The sequence below is a fragment of the Rhizobium sp. L1K21 genome, assembly GCF_024055895.1.
GTDB lineage: Bacteria > Pseudomonadota > Alphaproteobacteria > Rhizobiales > Rhizobiaceae > Ensifer_A.
This window is the reverse complement of sequence record NZ_JAMXLE010000004.1, coordinates 33,504-49,002: the sequence shown is the minus strand read 5'-3', so window position 1 is coordinate 49,002 and position 15,499 is coordinate 33,504. Positions and strand designations below refer to the sequence as shown.

At 53.2% G+C, this 15,499-nt stretch carries 13 protein-coding genes; 10 read left to right on the top strand and 3 right to left on the bottom strand.

Going from position 1 to position 15,499, the window contains the following annotated elements:
- Nucleotides 1-112: 112 nt before the first annotated feature.
- The 3 genes from NHF56_RS17295 to NHF56_RS17285 all read right to left on the bottom strand — a co-directional run bounded on the left by NHF56_RS17295 (nt 113) and on the right by NHF56_RS17285 (nt 3,116).
- Complete coding sequence (locus NHF56_RS17295) at nt 113-580, bottom strand: HPr kinase/phosphorylase (protein WP_252806868.1); 468 nt, start codon at nt 578-580, stop codon at nt 113-115.
- The gene (locus NHF56_RS17290) at nt 570-2,288 is read right to left on the bottom strand and encodes a sensor histidine kinase (RefSeq protein WP_252807339.1); all 1,719 of its coding nucleotides are present in this window, start codon (nt 2,286-2,288) and stop codon (nt 570-572) included. Before NHF56_RS17290 ends, NHF56_RS17295 begins: the two co-directional genes overlap by 11 nt.
- Before the next feature lie 108 nt (nt 2,289-2,396).
- Nucleotides 2,397-3,116 carry a response regulator transcription factor gene (locus NHF56_RS17285; protein WP_252807338.1) on the bottom strand — a complete coding sequence of 240 codons (720 nt, stop codon included), beginning with the start codon at nt 3,114-3,116 and terminating at the stop codon, nt 2,397-2,399.
- A 350-nt stretch (nt 3,117-3,466) separates the two neighbouring features.
- Here NHF56_RS17285 and NHF56_RS17280 point away from each other — a divergent pair, with 350 nt between their 5' ends.
- The 10 genes from NHF56_RS17280 to NHF56_RS17235 all read left to right on the top strand — a co-directional run bounded on the left by NHF56_RS17280 (nt 3,467) and on the right by NHF56_RS17235 (nt 15,496).
- Nucleotides 3,467-5,080: a phosphoenolpyruvate carboxykinase gene (locus NHF56_RS17280; RefSeq protein WP_252806866.1), complete on the top strand. Its 1,614-nt coding sequence runs from the start codon at nt 3,467-3,469 to the stop codon at nt 5,078-5,080.
- Nucleotides 5,081-5,149: 69 nt separating this feature from the next.
- The gene (gene arfB / locus NHF56_RS17275; RefSeq protein ID WP_252806864.1) at nt 5,150-5,584 is read left to right on the top strand and encodes an alternative ribosome rescue aminoacyl-tRNA hydrolase ArfB; all 435 of its coding nucleotides are present in this window, start codon (nt 5,150-5,152) and stop codon (nt 5,582-5,584) included.
- A gap of 98 nt (nt 5,585-5,682) precedes the next feature.
- On the top strand, nt 5,683-6,135 hold the full coding sequence (gene lysM / locus NHF56_RS17270; RefSeq protein ID WP_252806862.1) for a peptidoglycan-binding protein LysM: 453 nt from the start codon (nt 5,683-5,685) through the stop codon (nt 6,133-6,135).
- A 68-nt stretch (nt 6,136-6,203) separates the two neighbouring features.
- Nucleotides 6,204-6,818 carry an alpha-ketoglutarate-dependent dioxygenase AlkB gene (locus NHF56_RS17265; RefSeq protein ID WP_252806860.1) on the top strand — a complete coding sequence of 205 codons (615 nt, stop codon included), beginning with the start codon at nt 6,204-6,206 and terminating at the stop codon, nt 6,816-6,818.
- Between the two features lie 206 nt (nt 6,819-7,024).
- On the top strand, nt 7,025-8,014 hold the full coding sequence (locus tag NHF56_RS17260; RefSeq protein ID WP_252806859.1) for an NAD-dependent epimerase/dehydratase family protein: 990 nt from the start codon (nt 7,025-7,027) through the stop codon (nt 8,012-8,014).
- 17 nt (nt 8,015-8,031) lie between these two features.
- Complete coding sequence (locus NHF56_RS17255) at nt 8,032-9,354, top strand: UDP-glucose/GDP-mannose dehydrogenase family protein (protein WP_256995426.1); 1,323 nt, start codon at nt 8,032-8,034, stop codon at nt 9,352-9,354.
- A 28-nt stretch (nt 9,355-9,382) separates the two neighbouring features.
- Nucleotides 9,383-11,707: a hypothetical protein gene (locus NHF56_RS17250; protein ID WP_252806857.1), complete on the top strand. Its 2,325-nt coding sequence runs from the start codon at nt 9,383-9,385 to the stop codon at nt 11,705-11,707.
- Nucleotides 11,708-11,948: 241 nt separating this feature from the next.
- Nucleotides 11,949-13,646 carry a hypothetical protein gene (locus NHF56_RS17245; protein ID WP_252806855.1) on the top strand — a complete coding sequence of 566 codons (1,698 nt, stop codon included), beginning with the start codon at nt 11,949-11,951 and terminating at the stop codon, nt 13,644-13,646.
- Nucleotides 13,647-13,788: 142 nt separating this feature from the next.
- Nucleotides 13,789-14,820 (top strand): glycosyltransferase family 2 protein, encoded by a 1,032-nt coding sequence (locus NHF56_RS17240; protein ID WP_252806853.1) that lies wholly within the window; start codon nt 13,789-13,791, stop codon nt 14,818-14,820.
- Nucleotides 14,810-15,496, top strand: coding sequence for a trans-aconitate 2-methyltransferase (locus tag NHF56_RS17235; protein ID WP_252806851.1), 687 nt, complete (start codon nt 14,810-14,812; stop codon nt 15,494-15,496). The genes NHF56_RS17240 and NHF56_RS17235 overlap by 11 nt, the downstream gene beginning before the upstream one ends.
- Nucleotides 15,497-15,499: the final 3 nt, after the last annotated feature.

Here is a 15,499-nt window from a genome sequence, read left to right as displayed (position 1 = left end):
TTTCATTTGAAGCGGCCAGTTATCGCATCGCAGCAAATCCGTCCACCGGTAGCCGGGCATCTTGGCAAGGAAAATTGGAAGTTCAAGACAAATCTGCCCAAATGGGGCAGAATTATGCTTTGTCTGCGGGATGTTGCAGGCGCGTCCCTACAATTCTGGATAGTACAAACCAGGGTTCGCCAATAGGAAATGGCAGGTGCAGAAGTGGCAATTCGCCGATCCCGTCTATCGCAAGTGCAGCATTTTCCTCAGGAACCCGCTCGTCTTGCGCTGGTTGAACCAGCTTTACGGCGAATTTCAAAACACATCGCTTGAGCCTCGGCATGCTCACAATGCCGGCACCGCGAACTTCCAACAGCCCTTCGATTGACGCTGTTGAACGGGCAACAAGCTTTCCGCCGACCACGGAGATGAAAACCTGATCGTCGGAAACCAGCGCCGAAAAATGCCCCTCGCGCTTTGCGCTGGCTATAATAGCGAGCGCTGCAGCACTCTTGCCGCTTCCCGATGGCCCTGTGATGAGAAAACCGGTGTCGCCGACAACAATCGCCGTTGCGTGGATATTGCGTTCACCGGTCACCGCTCTGCTCCGTCGGCAGAGACAGAATGAACCTTGCGCCTTTGATATCGCCTTTGGCGTCTATGATGTTTTCAGCTTTCAGCGTCCCGCGGTGCGCTTCGGCAATCTGTCGGCTGATGGAAAGCCCCAGGCCCGAATTCTGGCCGAAATCCTCGCCCTCGGGACGGTCAGTGTAAAAGCGCTCAAAGACGCGTTCAATGTCTTCCGCACGAATGCCGGGTCCATTGTCTTCAACGGATATACGGCAGAAATCGCGCGAACGGGAGAGTTTCACCGTAATGTGCCCACTGTTTTCAGGAACGAAGGAACGGGCATTTTCAATCAGGTTCGTCACCACCTGACCGATGCGCAGATCGTGGCCGGTGATCTTGTAGCCGCCTTTGCTTGTCTTATCGCGATCGATTTCCAGAGAAAGCGCAACCTTCTTTTTGGAACTGCGTATTTCACGTGAAATCGTCACCAGATCTTCCAGCAGCTTTTCAAGGTCCACCGTTCTGGAATCGGCGCGCGCCAGTTCTGCGTCCAGACGCGAGGCATCGGAAATGTCGCTGATCAACCGGTCGAGGCGGCGCACATCATGCTGAATAATATCCATGAGCCGTTGCCGGGAATTGTCGTTTTTCGCCAATGGCAGGGTTTCGACAGCGCTCCTCAGCGAGGTGAGGGGGTTTTTCAGCTCATGACTGACATCTGCCGCAAAGCTCTCGATGGCGTCGATACGGTCATAAAGTGCGGTCGTCATGTCACGAAGGGCAATGGAAAGGTTGCCGATTTCGTCGCGGCGGCGGGAGAAGTCGGGAATTTCCTCACGTGCCTTGGCACCGCGCCGTACGCGGATAGCCGCCGCCGCCAGCCGACGCAGCGGATTGGCGATCGTGGACGACAGAAGCATCGACAGCGCCACGTTGACCAAGGTCGCAATACCGAACACCCGTATGATCGCAAGCCGCTCCGCGTGAACGATCTTGTCAATATCGCCGGCTTGCGTGGACAAAAGCAGCACACCGAGAACGGCCCGAAATCGCTGAATGGGAACAGCGACGGAAACGATCAGCTCGCCCTTTTCCGTCGTGCGAACGACCGCGCCGCGCACACCAGTCAGAGCGTTCATGACCTCCGGGTAGATCGAACCATCCCCGCCGGGAGCTTCCTTGTAGACCGGCAGATTGCCGGGCTGCAGCAGGCGGTTGAACCAGGTTCCGATCTTTTCCGAAAGGGTCGATGGCTCATCGTCCAGAGGCGCGAGGTCGTAGCGCAGCACCTGGGCACCAGTATAAAGGTGTCTGGAATCGAGGATCAGGCTGGCATCTGCATCATAAATGCGCGCGCGTGTGCGGGTTGGTGAAATCAGCCGTCTCAGGATCGGCGCCACCTTTTGCGGCACGATCGGAAAATCAAGGTCCTCATCGTTCGGAATTGGCGTGATGCTCTGCCCGGCCTGCAATTCGAGAAGCTTTTGCGGGTCGATTGTGATGGAATTCGTGTCCACCGATGCAGAGGCCGAAATGGCACCGGAAATGATCTCGCCTTGCGTGAGCAGGCTTTCAACGCGCGCGTCGATCAAGCCCTCACGGAACTGGTTGAGATAGAGAATACCGCCGACCAGAACCAGAAGTGCCGCAAGGTTGAAAAAGACGATCTGCCGGGTGAGGCTCGAAAACAAAGCATTGCCAAAAATGCGACGTGCGAGCACGAAAGGGCGCGACAGAAGCGGCGCGTGTCCCTTTCCGGCAGCCGAACGGCCGGATGAAACGCCTTCATTTTCGAATGTGTCGTCGGCCAAGATCCAAAAACCCGTTCAATGGCGGATATCCCGTCAAGCCGCCTCGCGGAAGCGATACCCAACGCCATAAAGGGTTTCTATCATGTCGAATTCAACGTCAACCACTTTGAATTTCTTGCGCAGCCGCTTGATGTGGCTGTCGATCGTACGGTCATCCACATAAACGTGCTCGTCATAGGCTGCATCCATCAGCGAATCGCGGCTTTTGACAACGCCGGGGCGCTGGGCGAGCGATTGCAGGATGAGAAACTCGGTGACCGTCAGCGTCACGGGTTCGCCCTTCCAGGTGCAGGTGTGCCGCTCTTCATCCATCACCAGCTGGCCGCGCTCCAACGTGCGCACCTGATCCGGTTGGCCGGTCTTCAACGTACCGGCAGCGCTGGCTTCGCGGCTTGCCACGCGGCGCATTACGGCTTTGACGCGCTCCACCAGGAGCCGCTGAGAGAACGGCTTGGTGATGAAATCGTCCGCACCCATCTTCAGGCCGAACAGTTCGTCGATCTCTTCATCCTTCGAGGTCAGGAAAATAACGGGCAGATCGGACTTCTGCCGCAATCTGCGCAGAAGCTCCATGCCGTCCATACGCGGCATCTTGATATCGAAAATGGCAAGTTGTGGCGGTCGCGCCAGCAGCCCGTCGAGCGCTGATGCACCGTCTGTATAGGTTTCAACCTTGTATCCCTCGGCCTCGAGCGCAATCGATACCGACGTCAGGATGTTGCGGTCATCATCCACCAGTGCAATCGTCTGCATTTCATTCAACTCCAATCTCATGTCAGCACATCTCCTTGCGGTGGAAAAATGTCAGCCCCATTCCTCGTGCCCCACAAGTCAGTTTCGCTAATGAGGATAAAGGTGGAACAAATTGTGGCAAAGCGAAAAAACTTTTCACTTACCTATTTCTGTGTCCGGCAGGCAGATTCTGCGAAATGATTTTCTAAAACTGTCACATTAAAACGATTTAGATTTTTTGGTTAATAATTAAATCGATTAAATATTTGAATTGATTGGCAAATTTCTCCTATTTCGTATTGCCTTTTAAAATGAAGCATGCCTATGGTCGCCGCCATTAGAACCCTAACTGGAAGCAAAGGACACGGGTTATGGAGGAATTGGGCCTACGCAATCCCAACGCGGGCATTGGCGCCATCGGTTTCAGGAAATTGAAGACTGTGCGCTACAATTTTCTGGAGGCGGCTCTTTATGAGGAAGCCATCCGCAACGGCGAAGCCGAACTGACCGCTGACGGTGCACTGCGCGCCGTGACAGGCCACCATACCGGTCGCTCGGCAAAGGACAAGTTCGTTGTGCGCGATGAAAACACCGACGGCAAAGTCTGGTGGGACAACAACAAGCCTATGGCACCGCGCCATTTCGAGCAGCTTTTCGATGATATGCTCGCCTATGCCGAGGGCAAATCGCTTTACGTGCAGGACCTCATCGGCGGCGCTGATGCCGAAAATGCCCTGCCGACGCGCGTTATTACGGAATTTGCATGGCATTCCCTGTTCATCCGCAATCTTCTGATTCGTCCGGAACAGGAAGCGTTGAAGGACTTCCAGGCCAAGTTCACGATCATTGATCTGCCCGGCTTCAAGGCCAACCCTGAGCGCCACGGCTGCCGCACTGAAACCGTGATTGCTTGCGATCTGGTCAACGGCGTCGTTCTCATCGGCGGCACGGCTTATGCCGGTGAAATGAAGAAGTCGGTCTTCACCGCACTCAACTATATGCTGCCGGAAAAGGGCGTCATGCCTATGCACTGCTCGGCCAATGTTGGCCCCGATGGTGACACCGCTGTCTTCTTCGGCCTTTCGGGCACCGGCAAGACAACCCTGTCCGCAGACCCATCGCGCACGCTGATCGGTGACGATGAGCACGGCTGGGGTGAAAATGGCATCTTCAACTTCGAAGGTGGCTGCTATGCCAAGACAATCCGGCTTTCTGCAGAAGCCGAGCCGGAAATTTTCGCAACGACCAAGCGTTTCGGCACTGTGTTGGAAAACGTCGTTCTCGACGAAAACCGCGTTCCGGATTTCAACGACGGTTCGCTGACAGAGAACACGCGCTGCGCCTATCCGCTGCATTTCATTCCGAATGCATCCGAAACCGGCACGTCCGGGCACCCGGCAACGATCATCATGCTGACGGCTGATGCCTTCGGTGTGATGCCGCCGATCGCCAAGCTGACGCCTGAGCAGGCCATGTACCACTTCCTCTCCGGCTACACCGCAAAGGTCGCTGGCACCGAACGTGGCGTCACAGAACCGGAAGCGACCTTCTCCACCTGCTTCGGCGCACCGTTCATGCCGCGCCATCCGTCGGAATATGGCAACCTGTTGCGCGATCTGATTGCCGAGCACAAGGTCAATTGCTGGCTGGTGAATACGGGCTGGACCGGCGGTGCTTATGGCACTGGCTCACGTATGCCCATCAAGGCGACGCGCGCACTTCTGACCGCTGCTCTCGACGGTTCGCTGTCGAAGGTTGAATTCCGCAAGGACGAAAACTTTGGCTTTGAAGTGCCGGTGGCTGTTTCCGGTGTCGATACAAAGATCCTCGATCCGCGTTCGACCTGGGCCGATGGCGACGCCTATGACGCGCAGGCCCGCAAGCTGGCCGATATGTTCATCGCCAACTTCGCGAAGTTCGAGGCCCATGTTGACGGTGGCGTGCTGAGTGCAGCCCCCGGCGTTCGTCTGGCTGCTGCAGAATAAATCCCGAATCCAAGGATTCACGTGAAACCCGGCGTTCTCAGCGCCGGGTTTTTTCGTTATGAAGACGCCATGGCAAGTACCGATCTCCATATCAACGACCGCGTCGTGATCGCCGGCTGGGAGCTGACCGAGCAATTCGTGCTGGCCGGCGGCCCCGGCGGGCAGAATGTCAACAAGGTGTCGACAGCCGTTCAGCTGTTTTTCAATTTGCGTGGCTCACCGGCGCTGAGCGATGCGGTCAAGGCGCGCGCTGCCCGCATCGCTGGGCGTCGGCTTTCAAAGGACGGCGTTCTGATGATCGAGGCAAGCAGATTTCGCTCCCAGGAGCGAAACCGCGAAGACGCCCGCGAGCGGCTGAAGGAGCTTCTCTTGCAGGCGCTCGCCCCGCCGCCGCCACCGCGCAAGAAGACGAGGCCGACAAAGGGTTCGATCGAACGCCGGCTGAAGGCCAAGGCAGGTCGCAGTGAGGTGAAGAAGATGCGCGAACGGCCGCGTGACGACTGAGCTTGGAATTTGTAGGCACCCGCGGACGAAATTCTGTTGCTTTTGGGCCGGTGTTCAACTCTGATAAGGTACAACAAACCTGAAGGGGGATCACGGAAATGGGTTTTTTCAGCTTTATCAAATCGGCAGGCAAGAAGCTGGGTCTTGGTGGTGACGACGAAGCGCCTGATGCTCAAGCCGTCAAAAAAGAGCTCGAGTCCCATGGTCTCGGCACCGACGCCGTCGAGGTGCAGGTTATCGACGACAAGGTTGTTCTCAAAGGTGCGGTGAAAGATCAGTCGATCTTTGAAAAAGCCGTTGTGGCGGTGGGAAACACGCTCGGCATTGCCGCTGTTGAAGCCGACGATCTGAAGGTGGAAGGCGCAAAGGCGGCCGAACCCATTTTCCATACGGTGAAGAAGGGCGATAATCTCTGGAAAATCGCCGAAGCAGAATACGGCAAGGGCAACGGTCCCAAATACGAGATGATATTTGAAGCCAACAAGCCGATGCTCACCCATCCCGACAAGATTTACCCGGGCCAGGTCTTGCGCATTCCGCCTTTGAAATAACCGAACCTGACTGGCGAAAAAAGCGGGTCCCTTTGACAACCCATTACGCAACGTGGGAATGAAGCGGTATGACTTTTGTTCTGCCAAAAGGTATTCGCCACATCCCTGCCTATCTCGACCGAAGCGAGCAGGTGGCTCTGGTTGAAACCATTCGATCGATCGTTGAAGAGGCTCCGCTTTATACGCCGCATATGCCGCGAAACGGCCAGCCCATGTCCGTCCGCATGACAAATTGCGGAACACTGGGCTGGTATACCGATAAGGCAGAAGGCTACCGCTACATCTCCGCCCACCCGGTCACATCAAAGCCATGGCCGGCGATTCCGCTGAAACTGATGGAGATTTGGCAGGAATTCTCAGGTGTCGAAAAGGATCCCGAGGCCTGCCTGATCAATTTCTACGCCCCAGAGGCCAAAATGGGCCTGCATGCAGACATTGATGAGAAGGCCTTCGACTGCCCGGTGGTCTCAGTCTCGTTGGGCGATGATTGTCTGTTCCGGGTCGGCGGCTTGGCCAGAAAAGATAAAACCCAGTCTTTCCGCCTCTGCAGCGGCGATATCGTCGTCATCGGCGGAGAAAACCGCAAGGCCTATCACGGAGTTGACCGCATCTACCCAAACACATCCGATCTCCTGAAAAGCGGCGGCAGGATCAATCTCACGCTGAGGCGGGTTAATGCTTGACCGGCCACAAGTTCAATATTGTGCCGGCGGAAATGCAGTGTTATTGCAACACTTTGCGCTCCGCCCGCTGTGAGGTGGATCGAAATCTGCCTTGTCTGAGGCAAGCAGTGATAAATTTGCTCGTGATGTAAGGCTTTCTGAAGCCTTGCAAGATAGGTAAAATTTGCGTAGAGAACGCCCGGTAATCAGCATTGGGATGAGACAGTATGACGAAGACAGCTTTGGTATGTGGTGCCGGTGGCTTTATTGGCTCGCATCTTGTGAAGCGGCTAAAGCGGGAAGGTTTCTGGGTTCGCGGGGTCGATCTGAAATTTCCCGAATTTGCTGAAACCGAAGCTGATGACTTTGTTGTTGCCGACTTGCGTGACAACGGGAACTGTAAAGCTGTGATCGATAGACGTTTCGATGAAGTTTATCAGCTTGCTGCGGATATGGGCGGCGCGGGCTTCATCTTTACCGGAGAAAACGATGCGGACATTATGCATAACTCCGCCACGATCAACCTGAACATTGTTGATGCATGCCACAAGCGCAACGTTCAGCGCGTATTTTATTCATCTTCTGCGTGCATTTATCCTGAACACAATCAGCTTGACCCAGACAAGCCGGTTACTGCTGAAGAAAGTGCTTATCCCGCCAATCCCGATAGCGAATATGGTTGGGAGAAGCTATTTTCGGAGCGCCTTTTCCTTGCTTACGCACGCAACCACAATATGACCTGCCGCGTCGCGCGTTACCACAATATTTTTGGTCCGGAAGGTACCTGGGCTGGCGGCCGCGAAAAAGCGCCTGCAGCTATGTGCCGAAAAGTTGCGGAGGCCCAGGACGGGGGCGAGATAGAGATCTGGGGCGACGGAAAGCAGACCCGCTCCTTCCTTTACATTGATGAATGCGTCGAGGGCACACTCCGTCTTATGCGTTCAGAAACATTTGCCGGCCCGGTGAATATCGGTTCGGACGAAATGGTGACGATCAACCAACTGGCTGAGCTGGTGATGCAGGCTGCCGGAAAGCAGCTTGCTCTCAAGCACATTCCAGGCCCGCTCGGTGTGCGTGGACGCAACTCTCATAATGAGTTAATCCGCAGCAAGCTCAATTGGGCCCCGTCTGCGAGCCTTGCTGACGGTATCGCAAAGACCTATCCTTGGGTGGCGTCGAAGGTTGCCGAGCGCCAGGCCAAGTCGAAAAAGAACTAAATTCAGGTTTCCAAATCATGGTTCAAAATCTATCTGTTGTAGGGCTCGGTAAGCTCGGTGCCCCGATGCTCGCTGTGTTCGCCCAAAAAGGTTTCAACGCCATTGGAATGGATTTGAATCCAGCCTTTGTCGATGCAATCAATGAAGGCCGCGCACCTGTGCCAGAGCCGGGTTTGCAGGAAATGATCACGGCCAATCGGAGCCGCATTCGTGCAACGACAAAAATGGAGGAGGCTGTTCTTGAATCAGATATCACCTTCATTATCGTGCCGACGCCAAGTGGTGAAGGTGGCTTTTTCCGCAATGACTATGTCATTTCAGCGGTCAAGGAAATCGGTGCCGCCCTTCGTAAGAAGGAAGGCTATCATGTCGTGGTTATAACCTCGACCGTCATGCCGGGCTCGACGGGCGGTGTGATCCGACAGGCTCTGGAAGAGGCATCCGGTCGAACAGTCGGCGAAGACCTTGGTCTTTGCTATAACCCCGAATTCATTGCACTCGGAACTGTCGTGCGGGACATGCTTTTTCCTGACATGATCCTGATCGGGGAAAGCGACGACAAGGCGGGCGGTGTACTGGAGACGGTTTATCGTCAATCGACTGAAAGCAATCCTGAATTTCAGCGCATGAATTGGGTAAACGCCGAAATATGCAAGATATCGGTTAACACCTATGTGACCACGAAGATCTCCTACGCAAACATGATCGCTGATCTGTGCGATCATCTTGAGGGAGCAGATGCAGACGTTGTCACGTCGGCGCTTGGCGCTGATAGCCGTATCGGCAAGAAGTACATCCGTGGTGCCATCGCCTATGGTGGCCCCTGCTTCCCGCGTGATAACAAGGCTTTCGCCGCGTTGGGTCGCTCGCTGGGCGCAAACACCGACTTGGCTGTTGCAACGGACGTGATCAACTCGCATCAGTCTGTTCGGTTGTCGCGGGCGGTGGCCAAGCTGAACAAGCCTGGTGCCAAAGTTGCAATTCTCGGGCTTGCGTACAAACCGAATACGCCTGTTATTGAGGAAAGTCAGGGGCTTGCCTTGGCAGAGCAGCTTCTTGCCGATGGCTACGGCGTGTCGCTGAGCGATCCTGAGGCGCTCGAAAGCCTCTCAGCTGCAAGCCTGCCCTCTGGCGCGACGGTGGAGGCTGATCCCCACGCGGCAATCAACAAGGCCGATATCGTCATCGTAATGACGGCTTGGGATGCATACCGTCAGCTGTCAGCCGGCGAATTTGCAGGAAAGATTGTCATCGACCCGTGGCGGCTTTACAACCAAGGTTCTCTTTCGGCCGCGGAAAACCATATCTGGCTCGGCTGGGGATCGAAGTCCGCCAACTGATTTCTCTGCTCAAACGAGGTGATATGCCATGATTTCGCTCGTCCTTTACGGTCGCAATGACAATTATGGCTATAACCTGCATAAACGCGCAGCGCTGAGCCTCAATTGCATGGCTGAGGTGCTGACGGGGCAGGACGATGAAATCCTGTTCGTCGATTACAACACGCCGGACGATTTCCCCACGTTTCCGGAAGCGATCCAGGACACACTGACCGCTCAGGCCAAGAAAAAACTGCGCATTCTACGAGTACGTCCTGACGTGCATCGCCGCCTTTTCGCGCACAAGACGCATCTGATTGCGTTGGAGCCGGTCTCCCGAAACGTGGCGGTGCGGCGGTCGAACCCAAACAACCGTTGGATACTCTCATCCAACACAGACATGATCTTCGTTCCGAGCAAGGGTCGTTCGTTGACCGAGTCAGTGGGCGGGCTCCCGGACGGCTTCTATTGCGCGCCGCGCCTCGAGATCCCCGAAACTCTTTGGGAAGATCAGTTTGACCGGATGAACCCGGAACGCGTCATCGAATTAACGCGTGACTGGGGTTGGCGCTATCACCTCAACGAGGTGGTTTATGGTGCCGATACTATCCTCTATGATGGCCCCGGCGACTTCCAGTTGATGCTGCGTGAAGACCTCTTCCGCTACCATGGCTTCCATGAGGAAATGTTGCGCGGCTGGCACGTGGACTCCAACATCTCCAAGAGACTTTGTCTCGTACATGGTGCCGTGGGCGATGCAGCACCCTATGTATACGGCTACCACTGCGACCACACGCGGCAGATTACGGCGATGCATAAGAGCGGTGCGGTTGAAAACAGCACAAAGACCTTTATCGATGATGTAGCGAAACCTGACATTCCGGAACAGGCCGACACCTGGGGTCTTGCAGACGAAGAAATCGAGGAAGTAAGACTCATCGGGAAAACTCAGGTCGGCTATGCATCCGCATTGGACAAGGTCATTGAACCCCGCCTCAAGACCCCGATTCTTTCCTATTACAAACAGGGTTTTTTCGACAAGAATCCGGCTCACCCCGGGCACATTCTCCCTTTCCTGTTGGATTTGTTCGTTAACGCGCGTAGTGGCCAAAGAATCTTGTGGCTTGGACCTCGTGGTGAGATGTTTGATCTCTTCTCGAAAGCTCTCGATGTCCTCGACAACGGCCACATCATCGAGACTTGTGAACATGACTCGCCTAGGGTAGCAGACCTGATCGAGCGCGCAGACACATTTGTGGTCAACTTTGGGGTACCGCATATTCTGCCAAATCATGAAATTATGCATCTTTGGGAGCGTTTGAAGGCGATCCAGGACGCTGAGCAACTGCGTCACGACGAGGGCCGACCGCGGCGTGTGGTCGGGTTAAACGCAGTCCACACCTCGGCAGAGCCGGTCATGACGTCGATTGTAGATTGCGCAAAGACGCCCTTTTCTTGCCGGCTTCGCCATGGTTATGTGAAAGCACGAAAGCACATGCCCAAGGTGATCGACGCGCGTGAGAAAATGCTTGTTACCGAGCACGGTAGAATTCTGCCCGACGGCCGAGTGGCCACTAACCCTCAACTCAAAAATCGTCATCTGAGGGATGCCATTTACGGGCCTTATCTCAATCTGGAATTTGGTTCATTTCGGTTGGAGGCTGACTTATCTTGCGATGAAACACAGACTGAGGCAGAGCAGCAGGCCAGCGAAGGCCGCCATGCTCGGGTGGTGCTAAAGATCGGTCAGAGAACCATCTATGCACGCGCGCTTTCCGCGCAGGAGCTTCGTAAGTGCCATATTGCTATCGACTTCGCTGTAACAACGCAAACTGGGCTGGGAGCGATGGAGTTCGTCGTCTCGTCGAATTTGACAAGTTCTGTCGCGCTCGATTCAATTTCAGTCACGCGAATTCTCGAGGAACAACCGCAGCAGAAGCAGTTTGAACCGCTTGACTGTCTTCCGGTGTTGAACTTCACCTCAAGAATTGACGGTTTTTCCAACAAGGGCCTCGTTGTTAAAGCCGGCGGTGAAATCGGATGGCAAAGGAACTGTCTCTTTGGACCCTACGTGACTTTGCCACAAGGCTCGTATCGACTGGAGGTCGAGGCAAGGCTGAATACTGAACAGAGAACAGGGCGTCTTCTTAAGCGTCTTGGCATGTCCAAGACGAAGCTTTCTGCAACGGTGAGAGACTCGAAGAAAAACGTTGCCTCCTCTCGGGCCACCGTTAGCGAGGACGGCATGCACCTGTGCGTGCCTTTTGAGGTGACTGATAGGGAATTCGGCGAACTGTTCGAATTCGTGTTGGATGTGGCCGGACCCAGTTCCTTGGTGGTGACTTCGATGAAAGTCAAGAAGGCGGACGTCTAGGTTTTTGTTGGACCCAAGAGCGCAATTATCAGGGGCTTTGAATGGTTGAAAGCCACTTTGATTGACGGCATCGCGCGAGGCGGATATCTGTGCTTCAACTGAGTAAATCGCACTTAGCGGTGAAAATAGGTTCTAAATGTTAAATTTGAGACCCCAAGAAAAAACGGTTGCCCATCGGAATTTAGACTTTGTTTTTCTCTTGTTTATACCTGTCGGATACGCATTTATCAATGATAACTGGATGTTTACTGCGGTCGGCTGGTTAGATCCATGGTACTATATAGGTTATGGTCTCAATTACGATAATCCAGACTTCCTTGATGATTACTATAAAATCTCCAGGCTTCCGTGGATATTAATTGAATATTTTGTTAGGGATAATTTTAGTTACTACTATTCAGGCGTAATTATACAGATGACGCTGATGATGGGCACAACTGCGGCAATGTATGCTGCGCTCTTTAGAACAATCGGACGAACGGGCGCCCTATTTGGAGTTCTGTTTTATGCCACTTACGTGTATTCCTACGCTTCCGGCGGCGCCGATTACCATAATGGCTGCGGTGGACTATTTTTCGCATTATCCTGGATTTGCGCGATCCGCGCCGGCGAGACACAGGCCTCCGCACGTTGGACCGTTGCAACCGGTGCAATGATTGGACTTTCTGTCCACAGCATAATCGTAATGGTGAATCTTGCACCCATTCCGATTGTATTTCTCCTAGCACAATATAGAACGCTAAATCACCGTTGGCCCCCAATAGCTAAGACGCTATTATGGCTTGCTTCGGGCGCTCTGCTAGTAACGGCATTACTGTGCATCGTGAATTGGAGCGTGGGGCGTAACCCGTTATTCTTTTTACTTCAATTTAAGCTGGCATCATCGTTTATTGCCGACTCAAGCCATCAAACCGCGTGGTGGCATGATTGGGGAACGCCATGGTATCTTTCGGTAAACCGCTTATACCTAATTCCGGCAGCTGCTGGTCTCGCGGTTACCTTTCCTCTGGCTTTTTACATTTGGAAAAGCGAAAAGAATAAGACGCGTCGCGATATCGCGCTGCTTTACGTGCTTCTATATGCTTTCTATGGCGCTTTATGGATCTTTTGGCAGTCCGTGGGGCAAACAGCCTTGGACTGGATTTATTTTGCCTACCCTCTCATATTTCCGTTATCGGGCCTGGTCGGTGCGGCCGCGTCAGTACATGCCGAAAAATTGGATAGGGAAGCAGGAATATACTTCAGCTTGATTCCCGCCTTTTCGGTCTTTTTGGTGCTTGCTCCGTTCGCCCTGCACCCCGTCTTTTATTTTGAAATGACTGACAAGTTGTTTTTCGCAGTAATCGGTTTTAATTTCTTGTTTCTCGTATTTATTTTAGCTCGGGGAGTAGGACGCTGGCAGTCCACCTTTGCTTCCGGCCTCCTGTGTTCCGTAGCAATTTCAATCCTCAATTATAACGCTGGCAGGGGTGAAATCGATCATTTTAAGAGAGACAGCTGCCACTACAATGCAATTAACGGTGCGGCAATTGAAGAAGCGCATCGATTTTTGCGTGAATCAGGCTTCGGCTTTGACAGAATTCTTATTTGGGGCGACGCCAATGAGTCAGTCAGGCTCCCGCTTTGCCCAGGCGCTCCAGGCTCGGTTTCGCTGGGACAAATCTGGCCTTCACTTGTTTCAACAGGCTTCAGATATGTTGCGGCGCCTTGGGAAGCGAAGAAGCTTGAGGAGATCTCGATAAGGCGATTTCAGGAAATCAGTGAAAATCCAACGCTGATTGTGCAGGTCAGTAACTCTCTGATATCTGCGGAGGAGCTTCGCAACAGATTCGCGGTGGTGGCCAGCGCCGAAATGCCAGGGCAGATAAATTCGCATCAACTCAAAACTCTGCCGTTGAAACTGTATTTCTTCGAGGTCGGCGGAATGAAGCAGAAATGAAAAACGGATGAAAAAGCCAAGATTCAAGCTATTCTCGCCGTTTTGATGCCAGAAAATCCTTTGCAGAAATTAGTTCAACTATAGCAGGCTGGCTGTAAAACAAGTATGGAAGGCAGCTTTGTCAATAACGCGTGCAGAGAAAATGTTCGAAATTGAAGCAATAACCCGCCCGGATCGGTCGGGACAATTGGGTGAGCGTCCGAAATTGCCCTGTCTGGCCGTGGTTGTTCCCTGCTACAACGAGGAGGATATGCTTCCTATCACTTTTGCAAAGCTCGAAGCTTTCTTGCAAAGCGTCATTGACGTGGAAATTTGCGCATCGGAAAGCTACATTGTCTTTGTGGACGACGGGTCTAAGGACCGCACCTGGTCTCTAATCGTAGAGCAATCTGATGTGGATCCGGATCGCTTCCGCGGCATCAAGCTTGCTGCAAATGTAGGACACCAGAATGCCTTGTTGAGTGGTCTTCATTACGTCACTGACAATTGCGATATTTGTGTAAGTATTGATGCTGACCTTCAAGACGACCTAAAAGCGATTAAGGAGATGATCGCGGCCTATCAGGCTGGCGCGGAGCTGGTATTGGGCGTACGTAGGAGCCGAAACACAGACACGAGTTTCAAGCGCAACACTGCTCGCGGGTTCTACAAGTTCATGAAATGGCTTGGCGTAAACTTGGTAGAAGACCACGCGGATTTTCGGTTGATGTCCAACGTTGCTCTCCAGAATTTGAAGCAATATCCTGAGCGGAACCTGTTTCTGAGAGGCATCGTTCCTATTTTGCACCAGGACGTTGCTTATGTTTATTATGATCGGTTGGAGCGGTTAGCCGGAGTCAGCAAATATCCACTGTCAAAGATGCTGATGCTTGCCTGGAATGGTGTAACATCCTTTTCCGTGAAGCCGCTAAGAGTAATAACGTCTGTTGGACTTTTAGTGTTCGCTTGCTCATTGATCCTGACAATCTATGCGCTTATCGGTGCAATGATCGGAATAACAGTTCCAGGCTGGGCCTCCACCGTGATCCCCATTTATCTCATGGGTGGTCTTAACATGAGCGCGATCGGAATTTTGGGCGAGTACATTGGCAAGATCTTCATTGAGGTCAAGCACCGGCCAAGGTTTGTTGTCGATCGCCTAACGGCTGAAAGGAGCCCGCTTGATGGCCAGTAGCAAGCATCAGAAGGTCGACTTTGATCTCTATGCCGAAAGATATGAAGCATTGTTGCAGACGCAGCTTTCCTTTTTCGAAGGTGATAGAAGCTACTTCACTCGCGCAAAAGTGGATATAATTCAGGAGCTAATCAAGGTGAAGCCGAAATCGGTGTTGGATTTCGGCTGCGGTATCGGATTGTCGCTCCCATTTCTTAAGGCTGCGTTCCCCGATGCGGAAGTCTATGGCTCCGACCTGTCGGAAAAGAGCTTGAAGTACGTTCGCGACAATATTCCTAACGTGTATACACTTGCAGATGAGGAGGTAGATTCCAAGAGTTTCGATTTGATCTTTGTTTCTTGCGTTTACCATCACATCCATCCGTCACTCAGGGAGCAGGTTACAAGACGTCTTGCAGGCCTGCTGAATCCGGGAGGGAGCTTCGGGATTTTCGAGCACAACCCCTATAATCCGGTCACACAACGCATGGTCTCGACCTGCGAGTTTGACGATGATGCGATCCTGCTCCGTCCTAGCGAAACCACAAAATTGTTAGAGGATGCTGCTTTGAACATTAACTCAAACGGCTTCTATCTCTTTTTCCCGGGTTTCCTGAAAGCTTTTAGGGGAATGGAAAAGGCGTTGAGATTTTTGCCGCTTGGGGGTCAATATTTTGTCATCGCCTCAAAGGACTAAGTT

What these genes read in the sequence shown, in the direction of transcription:
- NHF56_RS17285 (WP_252807338.1), bottom strand. Translation starts at nt 3,116, where the DNA reads ATGCAGACGATTGCACTGGTGGATGATGACCGCAACATCCTGACGTCG.
- NHF56_RS17280 (WP_252806866.1), top strand. Translation starts at nt 3,467, where the DNA reads ATGGAGGAATTGGGCCTACGCAATCCCAACGCGGGCATTGGCGCCATC.
- arfB (WP_252806864.1), top strand. Translation starts at nt 5,150, where the DNA reads ATGGCAAGTACCGATCTCCATATCAACGACCGCGTCGTGATCGCCGGC.
- lysM (WP_252806862.1), top strand. Translation starts at nt 5,683, where the DNA reads ATGGGTTTTTTCAGCTTTATCAAATCGGCAGGCAAGAAGCTGGGTCTT.
- NHF56_RS17265 (WP_252806860.1), top strand. Translation starts at nt 6,204, where the DNA reads ATGACTTTTGTTCTGCCAAAAGGTATTCGCCACATCCCTGCCTATCTC.
- NHF56_RS17260 (WP_252806859.1), top strand. Translation starts at nt 7,025, where the DNA reads ATGACGAAGACAGCTTTGGTATGTGGTGCCGGTGGCTTTATTGGCTCG.
- NHF56_RS17255 (WP_256995426.1), top strand. Translation starts at nt 8,032, where the DNA reads ATGGTTCAAAATCTATCTGTTGTAGGGCTCGGTAAGCTCGGTGCCCCG.
- NHF56_RS17250 (WP_252806857.1), top strand. Translation starts at nt 9,383, where the DNA reads ATGATTTCGCTCGTCCTTTACGGTCGCAATGACAATTATGGCTATAAC.
- NHF56_RS17245 (WP_252806855.1), top strand. Translation starts at nt 11,949, where the DNA reads ATGTTTACTGCGGTCGGCTGGTTAGATCCATGGTACTATATAGGTTAT.
- NHF56_RS17240 (WP_252806853.1), top strand. Translation starts at nt 13,789, where the DNA reads ATGTTCGAAATTGAAGCAATAACCCGCCCGGATCGGTCGGGACAATTG.
- NHF56_RS17235 (WP_252806851.1), top strand. Translation starts at nt 14,810, where the DNA reads ATGGCCAGTAGCAAGCATCAGAAGGTCGACTTTGATCTCTATGCCGAA.